General features: G+C 34.5%; 15 protein-coding genes and 1 tRNA gene. 12 read left to right on the top strand and 4 right to left on the bottom strand.

The genetic code is table 11. From position 1 onward, the window contains the following. Positions 1–54 precede the first annotated feature (54 nt). Positions 55–1,170, top strand: coding sequence for a cyclic dehypoxanthinyl futalosine synthase (mqnC, locus tag NADRNF5_RS07700; RefSeq protein ID WP_048116954.1), 1,116 nt, complete (start codon positions 55–57; stop codon positions 1,168–1,170). On the opposite strand, the gene NADRNF5_RS07695 is transcribed toward mqnC, so the two are convergent. After that, positions 1,165–2,607, bottom strand: coding sequence for a menaquinone biosynthesis decarboxylase (locus tag NADRNF5_RS07695; RefSeq protein WP_048116950.1), 1,443 nt, complete (start codon positions 2,605–2,607; stop codon positions 1,165–1,167). The two genes, mqnC and NADRNF5_RS07695, sit on opposite strands and share 6 nt — an antisense overlap. Positions 2,608–2,785: 178 nt before the next feature. Then, positions 2,786–3,160, bottom strand: coding sequence for a hypothetical protein (locus NADRNF5_RS07690; RefSeq protein ID WP_048116947.1), 375 nt, complete (start codon positions 3,158–3,160; stop codon positions 2,786–2,788). A gap of 97 nt (positions 3,161–3,257) precedes the next feature. On the opposite strand from NADRNF5_RS07690, the gene NADRNF5_RS07685 reads away from it, so the two are divergent. The 3 genes from NADRNF5_RS07685 to NADRNF5_RS07675 all read left to right on the top strand — a co-directional run bounded on the left by NADRNF5_RS07685 (position 3,258) and on the right by NADRNF5_RS07675 (position 5,380). Beyond that, positions 3,258–4,007 (top strand): trans-sialidase, encoded by a 750-nt coding sequence (locus tag NADRNF5_RS07685; RefSeq protein ID WP_048116945.1) that lies wholly within the window; start codon positions 3,258–3,260, stop codon positions 4,005–4,007. A gap of 68 nt (positions 4,008–4,075) precedes the next feature. Continuing rightward, entirely contained in the window at positions 4,076–4,267 is a 192-nt protein-coding gene (locus tag NADRNF5_RS07680; protein WP_048116941.1) for a hypothetical protein, read from the top strand. A 141-nt stretch (positions 4,268–4,408) separates the two neighbouring features. Then, positions 4,409–5,380 (top strand): trans-sialidase, encoded by a 972-nt coding sequence (locus NADRNF5_RS07675; RefSeq protein ID WP_048119380.1) that lies wholly within the window; start codon positions 4,409–4,411, stop codon positions 5,378–5,380. Positions 5,381–5,405: 25 nt separating this feature from the next. Here NADRNF5_RS07675 and bcp read toward each other — a convergent pair whose 3' ends face one another. After that, on the bottom strand, positions 5,406–5,864 hold the full coding sequence (bcp, locus tag NADRNF5_RS07670; protein ID WP_048116939.1) for a thioredoxin-dependent thiol peroxidase: 459 nt from the start codon (positions 5,862–5,864) through the stop codon (positions 5,406–5,408). A 102-nt stretch (positions 5,865–5,966) separates the two neighbouring features. Here bcp and NADRNF5_RS07665 point away from each other — a divergent pair, with 102 nt between their 5' ends. The 5 genes from NADRNF5_RS07665 to NADRNF5_RS07645 all read left to right on the top strand — a co-directional run bounded on the left by NADRNF5_RS07665 (position 5,967) and on the right by NADRNF5_RS07645 (position 8,926). After that, positions 5,967–6,671 (top strand): MIP/aquaporin family protein, encoded by a 705-nt coding sequence (locus tag NADRNF5_RS07665; RefSeq protein WP_048116936.1) that lies wholly within the window; start codon positions 5,967–5,969, stop codon positions 6,669–6,671. Between the two features lie 39 nt (positions 6,672–6,710). Next, positions 6,711–7,145: a hypothetical protein gene (locus tag NADRNF5_RS07660; protein WP_048116933.1), complete on the top strand. Its 435-nt coding sequence runs from the start codon at positions 6,711–6,713 to the stop codon at positions 7,143–7,145. Then, complete coding sequence (locus NADRNF5_RS07655; protein ID WP_048119377.1) at positions 7,138–7,959, top strand: hypothetical protein; 822 nt, start codon at positions 7,138–7,140, stop codon at positions 7,957–7,959. Before NADRNF5_RS07660 ends, NADRNF5_RS07655 begins: the two co-directional genes overlap by 8 nt. A 42-nt stretch (positions 7,960–8,001) precedes the next feature. Beyond that, positions 8,002–8,076 (top strand) — tRNA-Arg (locus NADRNF5_RS07650). Between the two features lie 343 nt (positions 8,077–8,419). After that, on the top strand, positions 8,420–8,926 hold the full coding sequence (locus tag NADRNF5_RS07645) for a dihydrofolate reductase family protein (RefSeq protein ID WP_048116930.1): 507 nt from the start codon (positions 8,420–8,422) through the stop codon (positions 8,924–8,926). A 67-nt stretch (positions 8,927–8,993) separates the two neighbouring features. Here NADRNF5_RS07645 and NADRNF5_RS07640 read toward each other — a convergent pair whose 3' ends face one another. Beyond that, entirely contained in the window at positions 8,994–9,194 is a 201-nt protein-coding gene (locus NADRNF5_RS07640) for a C2H2-type zinc finger protein (protein WP_048116927.1), read from the bottom strand. Positions 9,195–9,616: 422 nt separating this feature from the next. On the opposite strand from NADRNF5_RS07640, the gene NADRNF5_RS11410 reads away from it, so the two are divergent. From NADRNF5_RS11410 to NADRNF5_RS07630, 3 genes are all read left to right on the top strand, one after another. After that, positions 9,617–9,757: a hypothetical protein gene (locus NADRNF5_RS11410; RefSeq protein ID WP_192828309.1), complete on the top strand. Its 141-nt coding sequence runs from the start codon at positions 9,617–9,619 to the stop codon at positions 9,755–9,757. Between the two features lie 98 nt (positions 9,758–9,855). Next, complete coding sequence (locus NADRNF5_RS07635; RefSeq protein WP_052661905.1) at positions 9,856–11,064, top strand: sensor histidine kinase; 1,209 nt, start codon at positions 9,856–9,858, stop codon at positions 11,062–11,064. Between the two features lie 244 nt (positions 11,065–11,308). After that, positions 11,309–12,241: an ABC transporter substrate-binding protein gene (locus NADRNF5_RS07630; RefSeq protein ID WP_048116920.1), complete on the top strand. Its 933-nt coding sequence runs from the start codon at positions 11,309–11,311 to the stop codon at positions 12,239–12,241. The last annotated feature ends 65 nt before the right edge of the window (positions 12,242–12,306 follow it).

The following is a 12,306-nucleotide window of genomic DNA, read 5'->3' as shown; positions in this document are numbered from 1 at the left end:
GTATTCATTATTTCTATCAAGGATTAAATAGAAAATACAAAGGATAGACAACAATTGAGTCAGACTACTGAACAAATTCAAAAAAGCGACATTAAAGATATTTTGGAAAATTCTCTAAATGGCCAACGTCCTGGTCCTGAGGATTGCTTGAGACTCTTAGAGTCTGATGATGTTCATTTAATGGGTCTTGCAGCAGGTCATCTAACAAGAAAACAATTTGGCAAAAAGGCTTCTTTTGTAAATAATATTATTTTGAATTATACTAATGTCTGTATCACTGATTGTAAATTTTGTGCATTTTATAGATCACCTGGTGCTGATGATTCATACACATTAACACTTGATGAAATTGAAACTAGAGTTAAAACCTCTTATGATATGTTTAAGATCCGCCAAGTTTTGATTCAGGGTGGCCATAACCCAAATTTGAAGATTGAATATTATGAAGACGCATTTAGAATGATTCGAGAGAAATTCCCAACAGTTGGTGTTCATGGCTTGTCAACATCTGAAATTGACATGATTGCAAGAGTTGAAAAATCTTCCACTAAAGAAATCTTATCCCGACTAAAAGATGCTGGATTGCAATCAATTCCTGGAGCTGGTGCTGAAATCTTAACTGATTCTGTTAAAGAAATCATTAGCCCCAAGAAAATATCCAGTGATGATTGGATTAGAATAATGGATGAGGCACACTCACTTGGTATTCCAGCTTCTGCTACAATGATGTATGGACATGTAGAAAAGAAAAGTGATGTTGTTGAGCACTTTTACAAAATTGTAAAATTACAAGAAAAAACTAATGGCTTTATGGCATTTATCCCATGGAATTTTGAGCCAAACAATACTTTGATGCACGAAGAAGGTTTGGTAGAATATGGTACTGGTGGAATTCAACTATTGAAAATGATTGCAATATCAAGACTAGTGTTTGATGGATTAATTCCACACATTCAATCTTCATGGCTTACAAATGGTGTTGGTATGGCTCAACTGGCATTGCAATATGGTGCAGATGATTTTGGTGGCACACTCATTGGAGAAGAGGTAGTTTCATGTACCGGTGCACGCTCAACTGAGCTGACTGACAAAATAATCATGGATGCAATACACCAAATTGGTTATGAAGTTGAAGAGCGTGATAATTTCTACAATCCTGTAACTTTATAGTCCGTAATCAGACCACTTAGAATCTACTAGATCTTTTGTCTTATCGTCAACCTTTACTGGCTGTTGTATTTCTCGTTGATATCCCTCCTCTTTGGTTTTTTGAGTTGCATCAATTCCCATCTTAGAACCTAGATTGACAAGAGGTGATGCAGGATCTAAAGTATCCGTTGGCGTGTTATTGATAATTGTCGTGTCTCTTGCAGCATCTGCTCTTGTAGTAATTGCCCAAATTACATCATTGATGTCATGAACGTTGACGTCCTCATCTACAACAACGAACATCTTAGTTAGTGATAACTGCCCCATTCCCCATAATCCCATCATCACTTTCTTTGCTTGGCCGGGGTATCTTTTTTTAATTGAAATAATTGCAAATCCTTGGAACCAACCTGCTGCTGGCATGCTAAAGTCTACAACTTCAGGATGGAACATTTGTATCAAAGGTAAAAATGATCTTTCGATTACTTTGCCAATATATGCATCCTCAAGAATTGGTTTGCCAACTACTGTTGTGACATAAATTGGATTTTTCCTTCTCATAATTCCAGTTAGTGTGAATGTTGGATATGGTTCTACTGGGGTATAGTATCCTGTATGATCTCCGAATGGTCCTTCATCTCTAATGTCGGCAGGATCAACGTATCCTTCTAAAACAATCTCTGCATTTGCTGGAACATCTAGATCAATTGTTTTACATTTTACAGTTTTGATTCCTTCTTTTCGCGTAATTCCTGCAAACAAATACTTGTCAAGTCCTTCTGGAACTGGAGCAATTGATGAAAAAATTGTTGCAGGATCCCCGCCAAAAATAATTGCAACTGGAATTTTTTCTCCCTTGTCTTTTGAAATGTCTCCGTGATGAGCTCCTCGTTTATGCTTCTGCCAGTGCATTGATGCATGAGTTTTGTCAATTATTTGCATTCTGTACACTCCCAAATTCCTCACTCCTGTTTCTGGATGCTTTGTTGCAACTAATCCTAGAGTGATGAATCTTCCAGCATCATTTGGCCATGATTTTAAAATTGGTAAATCATCAAAAGATGCATCACTTGATGTAATCTCTGTAACCGGACCGCTGTTTTCTGTTTTGGGAAATGATGCTGTCATCTTTGATAATTCTGGAAGTTTTTTTATTTTGTTTAGTAATCCTGATGGAATGTCCATCTTTGTCATATCTGCAATACGTTTACCAATTTCTGTAAAGTCTGTCATCTCAAGTCCAATCTCTAATCTTTTCATTGAACCAAACGCGTTTCCTAAAACTGGCATCTCAAAACCCTTTACATTTTCAAAAAGAATTGCAGGGCCATAAGAATACATTTTCCTCCTTAGAATTTCTGCAATCTCTAAATCTGCATCAACTTGGGTTTTTACTCTCTTTAATTCTCCCTTCTTTTCTAGTTCTGATACGAACTCGTGAATATCCTCTATTGGCACAATTACTTTGATCCTAGTTCAAGTATAAGCTTAACTGGATTTATCATATTTTTCTAAAATTCTTTTAGCATGTAAATTTGATTTTTCTACAAGAGATACCTGTAATGATTTTTGAGAAAAATACTGTAGTAATTTTTGCTAATCTAAATGTGAAAAATCTAATGTATTTTTTTAATTATTACATTGGTGGAAGTTCATTCTTTTTGTCATGTCCGCCAGAACCGAATTTGCAGTAAAAGCATAATTCTGACTCCATGTACTTTAATTGCTCAACTTGAATTGCTCCAAGTTTTAGAGCAATCTTTGTTAGAATCTTGTACTTTAGTGGCATTGCAGGAATTACCTCGTCCATGTAGACTCTATAATGATCGGGACAAAACTTGAGTGTGACTCTGGATGGCTCTTTGCCTTTCTCGTTTACTTGTTTTGTAAAATTAATCTGCTCTCGAATATATTCATGCTTTGGGCAAGGACAATCTTTGCCTCCGGGATGTTTGTATGCTGGAATATTTTTCCAATCAAATTCAGGAAATTCCTTCTCAAAGTCGTCCATTAGACAAAGTATACTTTCAGTGCATATAAAACTTGATCAAAATTGGTTGAGGTAATCAACCCAAATGTACATAAACCCCAGTTTGTTCATCAAAATTATGGCAGCTGCTAAAAAGCAAACAAAGCAAGATCTTGAAAAAAAGATTGCCGAATTAGAAGCAAAACTAACTAAATTATCAACACAACTTGAAGCAAAACCTGCTGAAGTTAAACCAGCTGAGACAAAGCCAGCAGAAACAAAACCTGCTGAAGCAAAACCAGCTCCAACTACCAAACCTAAAGGTGTTCTACCAAAGGGTATGGAAGCAAAACCAGCAGAAGCTCCTAAACCACAGGAAGCACCAAAGCCAGCTGAAAAACCAGCTCCAACTACCAAACCTAAAGGTGTTCTACCAAAGGGTATGGAAGCAAAACCAGCAGAAGCTCCTAAACCACAGGAAGCACCAAAGCCAGCTGAAACAACATCACAACCTCCAGCAACAGTACAAGAGGCTTTAGAGAACGCATACTACACTGCTCCAATGACATCATTTCATGATTACAGAGCAAAGGTAACAGGCTATTCTCCAGCACCTAACAGATACTTTGTTAGATTACATGCACCTGTTGGAAGCGTTCCAACAAGAAACTGGAATGATCAAAAAGCAACAGTTACTGGTTATACAGCACCATCAAACCAATACTTTGCAACAAGACAAAGAATGGCATTCCATCCAGCTGACAAAAGATTTGGATCATTTAGTGGAGTTGACATGAGTGTTGAAGGCGTTGAGGTAAAAGCACAAACACAAGCACCTCCACCAGAAGCACCAAAGCCAGCTAAAGGTACACTCCCAAAAGGTTTCTAATTCAATTACATCCTTTATTTTCTATTTTTAATAGTAATATTCTTCTTTGATCATTTTCTATATTACACATGCCTCCAAAAATCGTCTGTCCCAACTGCCAACAAAACGAATGGCTTGAAAATGAAGAATTGAATTATTTGCCAAGAGTTACCAAGATGGATGATGGAAAATATGTGGCTGATACCGAAAATGGAATTCATGTTAAACTGTGGCGATGCAACAATTGCATGTATGTCATGCATTTTTGGGAACCTGACTAATTCTTACAACGATCTTCAGATCATTTCATCTCAAAACTATTGAAATTTTTACAAATTATTGTATTTTTTTCATAATTTCTTTTATCAAAAACAAATCACTGATCAAAATGTAAATAAACAATGCAATATTTACTGAAAGGAATGGCCGCAAAACGTAAGGCAAATACAAAAAAAGATCTTGAAGACAAAATCGCAGAACTCGAGGCAAAACTAACTAAATTATCGACACAACTTGAAGCAAAGCCAGCTCCAAAACCAGCTGAGATAAAGCCGGCAGAAGCAAAACCCGCAGAAGCTCCTAAACCACAGGAAGCACCAAAGCCAGCTGAAAAACCAGCTCCAACTACCAAACCTAAAGGTGTTCTACCAAAGGGTATGGAAGCAAAACCAGCAGAAGCTCCTAAACCACAGGAAGCACCAAAGCCAGCTGAAACAACATCACAACCTCCAGCAACAGTACAAGAGGCTTTAGAGAACGCATACTACACTGCTCCAATGACATCATTTCATGATTACAGAGCAAAGGTAACAGGCTATTCTCCAGCACCTAACAGATACTTTGTTAGATTACATGCACCTGTTGGAAGCGTTCCAACAAGAAACTGGAATGATCAAAAAGCAACAGTTACTGGTTATACAGCACCATCAAACCAATACTTTGCAACAAGACAAAGAATGGCATTCCATCCAGCTGACAAAAGATTTGGATCATTTAGTGGAGTTGACATGAGTGTTGAAGGCGTTGAGGTAAAAGCACAAACACAAGCACCTCCACCAGAAGCACCAAAGCCAGCTAAAGGTACACTCCCAAAAGGAATGGGGCAAACTCAACAAGCACCTCCACCACAACAAACCAGTTCCGGTGGAAATGAAGGCAAATCACGACAACAAGAACTCGAAGAATATGAACAAGATTACTTGAAAAGAATGGAACAAGAAAGAATTGATCAAGAGAAAGCTTACCAAGAATCACTTGCAGCTGAAGCAAGAGCCGCAGCTGAGGCAAGCTCTGCATCTAGTAAAAAAGGCGGTGCACTACCAAAAGGATTTGAACCAAAACCAGAACCTGAAGCACCAAAATCTTCTAGAGGCACACTTCCAAAAGGTTTCTAATCTTTCTACAACTTTTTCTTATTTTTTAATTTAAAAAATCCTCTAAAACTTGTTTTGAATGTCCTGCAGGTTTTACTTTGGGATAAATTTTGAAAATCTTTCCTTTCTCATCTACAAGAAAAGTACTTCTTGCAACTCCCATGTATTCTCTTCCCATGAATTTCTTCTTTCCCCAGACACCAAACATCTTTGATACCTCTTTATCTACGTCAGCCAATAATGGATATTTTATCCCCATTTTGTCACAGAATTTCTTGTGAGAGTCTACATCGTCTGGACTAATTCCAATAATTTCAATTCCTGCCTTTTGGAATTTTTTATAATCTTTTGAAAATTCATCCGCCTCTGTAGTACATCCTGGAGTGAAATCTTTTGGGTAAAAGTAAATGGCATGTTTTTTCCCTTTAAAATCTGATGAATTTACTTTGTTTCCATTTGCATCATTTACCTCAAATTTTGGTACTGGGTCGCCTTCAGATATCATACATTCTCAAATGAATTAATCCATAATTAATTACTTTTTGACAAGATAAGATCAGATTTCTTTCCGAATGTTTTATATGGTAACTCAAGTGGTTTTTGCTTGATGGTTAATCCAAGAGCATTTCTTGCAGAAGCAATTGCCACATATGGCTTAGTGTTCTTTGGTCCTCTTTCAGTAATTTTAGCAGTTTCTGCATTTGGCGAAGAATTAACAACACAATCTGTTTTGTTTATCTCTCTTGGACACGGTGGTGCCATTGCTTTGATGGTTTATGCATTCGGACATGTATCTGGTGCTCACATTAATCCTGCAGTTACCATTCCAATGATGATTACAAGAAAAATTGGAATTGTAGATGGAATTGGATATATTATCTCACAATTAATCGGCGCTGTAGCAGCGGCTGCAACACTTATGGCAATTTTACCTGAACTTGGTGCCAAAGTAAACTTTGGAACTCAAGGTGGCCCAAGTGATTTAATCAATAACAGTATTGGCTCTGGATTTGCACTAGAGTCAATTTTGACATTCTTCTTAGTTACAGTAATCTTTATGGTTGCAGTTCACAAAAAGGCAACCCCTGGAATTCAAGGCCTTGCCATTGGTGGAATGGTTTTCCTAATTCACCTAGTTGCTGTACCACTAACCGGTGCATCAGTCAATCCTGCAAGAACATTTGGTCCTGCATTAATTTCTGGATTCTGGGAATTCCATTGGTTATACTGGGCAGCACCAATATTGGGTGGAATCATTGCTGGGTTGATAATGAATTATGTCTTTACCAAATCTGCAGAAAAAGAAGCATAACCCTAACATTTTTAAAAATTTGAACTTTGATTTTCTTATATGACTTCTCCCCAAGATATTTCTCAAATGTTTGATACTGAATCAGAAAAACTTCAAAATTTGCTTGGTGTTGCTGAAAAAAAATCTGATTTGTCAATACATGAAATTGTTGAGACCTATTATCAGGTGATGAATGTGTCTACCATGATTACAATGCTCAAAACTCATGCTACTGAGAACAACTCATTACTGGATAAAATTCAAAAAATTGAGAAATTCATTTCTGGTACATTTAATTCTGAGATTCATCCAAAGATTACACAACAACTTGTATCATCAATCCAAGAGACTACTAAGAACTTACAATCTGTAAATTCTAATGAACAATCAAAAGAGAAAATTGAATCTGATGCTAAATTATTTGAAGAACTACGTCAAAAAATGAGCACTAAAGAATTTGTTGAACAATATGACAAAGGACTCTCAAATGATTAAAGATATTGCAAAGAATTTAGTAGAATTAAAAAAAGAATTTACAAAAATATATGCTGGTAATAGTCAGATTCACGAAGTAATTCCAAAATCAAAATCCGAACTTTTCCCAATAAAAGAAAATGATTTACAAATGTTGCATGAGTTTGCAGCAAAAAATCCAATCTATTATGATTCATTTGAGAAAAAAATTGGTAAAACAGACTGCATTGTTTATGAGGGCGACATTAACAAATATTGGCTAAACAGCATTCAACATTCCTCGAGTCGAGCTCCTTTCTCTCCTACATGGATAATGTCAGGTTATGTTGGAGCATTATTTGCAAAGGATCTTGGATACTCTGAAGTTATTGATATTGGTTCAGGTGATGGAAGAATTGCATTCTGCGCCAAAGTTTTGGATTTAGAATCTTACAGCATAGAAATTGATGATATGCTAGTTGAATTGCAAAAAACTCTAACTCCGTTACTTGATTTTCATCCTTTTTGTACTGATGCTATATTGTTTGATTATTCTTCACTAAATTTACAAAAACCAATATTCTTCATTGGCGGTTTAGCCCAGATGGGTGGTATTGTTTTATCATCAGGAATTTTAGAAAAAATTAATTCAATATCTAATTTAAAAAATAATGCTGGTTGGGTTTTTGCAGGAACCTATTCTAAAAAATATGCGCCAGATCCAAAAAATGAGGCTGGATGGGGCACATTAATTGAGAAAAATAATCTAAATCCAGTTGAAACAATTTCTTTGCCAACTGCTTGGACTTTACATGAAACTGAAGAGACTCCATACATTTTTGCTCAACCCCATTGAAAAATAGCAATCCAAATTAAGCGTAAAACTCCCAAATTTTTTGGACTCGTTGCATAGCTTGGATAGTGCGATTGCTTGCGGAGCAATAGGTCGCCGGTTCGAATCCGGTCGGGTCCGTTTTTCATCTTGTTTTTGGTTTCAAAAATTGTTCATACGCTCAAAGATTCAAAATGTAAAAATTTTCTGACTAAAAACAACCATTTGATTCTGTAATAATTAATATGGATGCAAATTGTCGTTTTTTCATGAATTTATTTAAAAAAAAGTCCGAGACACCTGGTCTAGTTTGTAGAATATGTCAAATGGAATTTACTGATTCTGATAGAACAATGAGGCACATGGTTAAAGCACATTCCAAACCACAAAAAGCTAAAAAATAGAAATCTTTTTTTCACAATTGTGGTTCACGTCACTGTATAATTGAATCTAGGATTATAACTCTCAAACCATAATGTTCAATATGGCAAAGATTCTGGTTTACATTGCAACAAGCTTAGATGGATTTGTTGCAAGGGAAAATGGAAGTATTGATTGGCTTCCAGAATCTTCTGAATCAAGTTATGATGACTTTTACAAGTCTATTGATACTGTCATTATGGGTAAAACTACGTATGATCAAGTGTTAACATTTGGAGAATATCCGTATAAGGACAAGAAATCCTTTGTTTTCACTAGAACTAGTAGAAGTGATGATGACAATGTAGAATTTGTATCTGATCTTGGAAGATTCGTTAAAGATGGTTTTCCTAGAGCAGGAAAAAACATCTGGCTTGTTGGTGGACCTAAAATTATTGCCTCATTCCTTAAGATGGGGGTTGTAGGTGAAATAATCATAACCGTTATTCCTGTTCTTTTAGCAACAGGAATTTCACTATTCCAGAATATTGAAAATGAAATAAAACTTGATCTTGTTAAAACAGAAAAGTATGATCAATTAGTGGATTTGTATTACAAGGTATCGAAATAGTCTTTTTTGTATCTAGTTCTATCTCAAAAATATGATTAATCTTCATGTGGTAAAGTCCTACTGAACCTTACATTCTTTCCTTACAAACTTTTTTGTGTTTTCTTAGGTCTTCTGTAGTATGAAATTCAGCACCACAAGCTCTGCATTTCTCCTTTTTCTTTTTATGTGCAATTTCCTTGTGCTTTTCAAGTCTTTCGGGATACTTGAATCTAGAACCGCATTTATTACATTTTAGTTTCCTTGAACTTTCTACATCTAAATCTGTCATACTTTACTTGGTATCCTCTAATCCTATAGATAATTCATACAATACATACTTTCATTTTTTTAAATACAATTTTACGCTCACATTCATCTATTTCTGTCCTTAATTTTATGGGTGAATCCTCATGAATTATGACGTGGTTCCATGATGGCAGGAATTAGTGATTCTACTATGAAACAACACGTAATTGATGAAATGAATAGGCATCATTTAGAAATGAAAGACTTGAACATGCAATTGATGATCCAGAATTAAAACAACAGCTACTAGCAAAAATTGAAAAACACATACAATCGTCAAAACCATAATTATGACAAAACCAATCTGAGATCTAAATAATTGAATTTTTAATTTTAAATTGAATTCTATCCCAAATCTAACTATTAGAGTAAACCTTAAGGCATAACCTACCAAATTATAGCAGATTGGTTTGTTTCCGATGTGATGGGAAAGGTCAGTATAGAAATGAATTTGGTCTAATGGAAAAATGTGAGTCTTGTCAAAAAAAGGGCATGACTTTTGAAAAAGTGGATGCTGAACCTGATTTAGATGAAGAAGGATATTGAGAAAAGAGCCTGATTCAGATTAAGATTCTATAAAAAGTCAAATGTGGTATATTTAAAAAATTGTTATGAAGTATCAGCATATCATCATTCTACTTATAATGTCACAAATATTCTTAATTTCTGCAAGTTTTGGTTCAATATACATAGTAGAAATTCAAGAATCAAATTCTGTTAATCATGTAAACCTTGCAGGAAAAAACAGAATGTATGCTGCTTTAACACTGCATGAAATTGACAAATTTGATGATGGGATTACAACCAAAGCAAATCTTTACAAAGTTTTTGATGACTATTCCCAGAATATCTTTCTTTTAAAAAATGGTGGTATTTTCTTAGGTGCTTCAATTAAACCACTCTCAGAACAATATCTTCCAGATTTGTTAATTATAGAAGAGAGATTTTTTGAACTACAGCTAATCATACATAATCTTCAAGGGGTAAGTGGTTCACTGACTAGTAAAGAATTACTTGAAATTGAACAAATAGAATTTGAGTTGCTTGACGTTACTGATTCACTAACAGAAAAACTAACAATTGATGCAAATAAGGCAATAAAACAAAAAGAAACTTTGGGAATTGTTTTGCCAATAATTAATGCAGTAGTGTATGTAGCAACAATTTATGTAATATTTCAAACATTGAAAAGAGAAAATAAAAAAATCCAAAAACTAGAAAAACTTTACACCATTGGTCAAATGGCTTCCAGATTAGCTCATGATCTGAGAAATCCACTCACTGTGATCAAATCAAGTGTTGATATGCTAGAACTAAAATCAACTGAAAAAAACGAATTCACAAAATCAATGTGTGATAGAATGAAAGGATCTGTTAAAGAAATATTTCACATTATAGATGACGTGTTAGAATTTGCAAGAACAAAGGAATTGAATATATCTGAATCATCATTATTGAATATTTTAAATCAATCTGTTTCCAGTTTTAATTTCCCAAATGCTGTAACAATAGAATTACCGCAAAACGATGTGACAATAAAATGTGATGCTATCAAACTGCAATCTGTTTTTGTGAATTTATTTGTTAATGCAATGTATGCCATGAACAATAATGGAAAAATAACTGTAAAAATTGATGAAACTAGCACATGGGTGAAGATTTTAGTCATTGATTCTGGACCTGGAATCCCAAAAGATATTCTGCCTCAAGTATTTGAGCCACTATTCACATCAAAACCATCGGGAACTGGTTTGGGATTGGGAATTTGCAAAAATATTATTGAGCAACATAATGGAAAAATCTCTGTTAGGAATGATCCTACTACATTTACAGTTGAATTTCCAAAAACGTAATCTTTTCTGCATCATTATGGTCTTATGTACTAGTTTTGACATTATACAAAAAATTTGGTGTAAATAATGATTCTTTTTCTTAAAACAACGAATTATTTTTATAAACAAATGAAGAAATCGACAAGTTAGTTGATTAAAAAATTCACACAGTTCTTTTAGTAAAAACCTAATTCTAATTTACTATGGAACAGAAGAATTTCCTACTTTTTGGTATTTTTTTGCAGGTATTATTACTGGTTTTAGTTTGTCTCAGACTGAAATCTTAGATTTTGAAATAAATTCAGAAGAAAAAATTATCATTGGTGTTTCAAAATGGATTGAAAATGATGATCAAAATCTTAATGTGTTAAGTTTTAAAAAACAAATAACTGATTGGAACATTTCTGGAAAAGAGATAGAATTTATAGTTAAATCCGCACGTGGAAGTCAAGAGCGCCAGCAAGAAATAATTCAAGAATATGTTGATACAAAAATAGATTTAATCTATACTCTTACTACTCCGGGAACACTAATAGCTAAAAAAATAACTTCTGATATTCCAATCGTATTTTCTGTCGTGACATATCCAGTAGAAGCAAAGATTATCAATAGTTTAGAAAATTCAGGTAACAATCTTGTTGGAGTAAGAAATTACGTTCCAATGACTAAACAATTTGAATTAATTTCTGACACACTTTCAATTAAGACTATTGGCTTTATTCATAGACAAGGAGAAGTTAACTCTGAAATTCAATTAAATGAGGCAATACCGGTAGCTGATGATTTAGGCATACAAGTTATTGACATTGCTGCTAATTCTATCTCGAATACTTCGGAACTACTTTCTGAAAATATTGGTGATCTGGATGCAATTTATCTTGCTTGTGACACACTAATTCAAAGTGGTGCTGATGTGGTTGCAATTAAAATAGCAACTGAAAACAGTGTACCCGTTTTTACATGTAATCTTGATGCGATAAAAAAAGGTGCCATGATGGGGAATGTTGCAGATATTTCTGGACTAGGTAAAATTGCAGGAGAGAAAGCCACATACATTTTACAAGGGACCAAGCCTACAAATCTTGTTACAGAAACTCAGCGAATTCCATTAATTGTTATTAATTTGCCTGTTGCTGAAACTCTTGACATTGAAATCCCGCAAAAAACCCTTGAGAAAGCTTCTATAATTATTCAATGAGTTGAGAAAATGAAATACGAAATTAATATTTTAAAAAATGTGATAGGTGATTTAAATTGAATAAA

It is taken from the genome of Nitrosopumilus adriaticus (assembly GCF_000956175.1).
In the GTDB taxonomy this organism is placed as follows: domain Archaea; phylum Thermoproteota; class Nitrososphaeria; order Nitrososphaerales; family Nitrosopumilaceae; genus Nitrosopumilus; species Nitrosopumilus adriaticus.
The sequence above is the reverse complement of the archived record's forward strand: the minus strand, read 5'-3'. Positions and strand labels throughout refer to the sequence as shown.

Bases quoted from the DNA above. Each gene is read 5' to 3' on its own strand.
- NADRNF5_RS07665 (WP_048116936.1), top strand. From the start codon at position 5,967: ATGGTTAATCCAAGAGCATTTCTTGCAGAAGCAATTGCCACATATGGC.
- NADRNF5_RS07680 (WP_048116941.1), top strand. From the start codon at position 4,076: ATGCCTCCAAAAATCGTCTGTCCCAACTGCCAACAAAACGAATGGCTT.
- NADRNF5_RS07635 (WP_052661905.1), top strand. From the start codon at position 9,856: ATGTCACAAATATTCTTAATTTCTGCAAGTTTTGGTTCAATATACATA.
- NADRNF5_RS07645 (WP_048116930.1), top strand. From the start codon at position 8,420: ATGGCAAAGATTCTGGTTTACATTGCAACAAGCTTAGATGGATTTGTT.
- NADRNF5_RS07685 (WP_048116945.1), top strand. From the start codon at position 3,258: ATGGCAGCTGCTAAAAAGCAAACAAAGCAAGATCTTGAAAAAAAGATT.
- NADRNF5_RS07675 (WP_048119380.1), top strand. From the start codon at position 4,409: ATGGCCGCAAAACGTAAGGCAAATACAAAAAAAGATCTTGAAGACAAA.
- NADRNF5_RS07690 (WP_048116947.1), bottom strand. From the start codon at position 3,160: ATGGACGACTTTGAGAAGGAATTTCCTGAATTTGATTGGAAAAATATT.
- NADRNF5_RS07640 (WP_048116927.1), bottom strand. From the start codon at position 9,194: ATGACAGATTTAGATGTAGAAAGTTCAAGGAAACTAAAATGTAATAAA.
- NADRNF5_RS07660 (WP_048116933.1), top strand. From the start codon at position 6,711: ATGACTTCTCCCCAAGATATTTCTCAAATGTTTGATACTGAATCAGAA.
- NADRNF5_RS07655 (WP_048119377.1), top strand. From the start codon at position 7,138: ATGATTAAAGATATTGCAAAGAATTTAGTAGAATTAAAAAAAGAATTT.
- bcp (WP_048116939.1), bottom strand. From the start codon at position 5,864: ATGATATCTGAAGGCGACCCAGTACCAAAATTTGAGGTAAATGATGCA.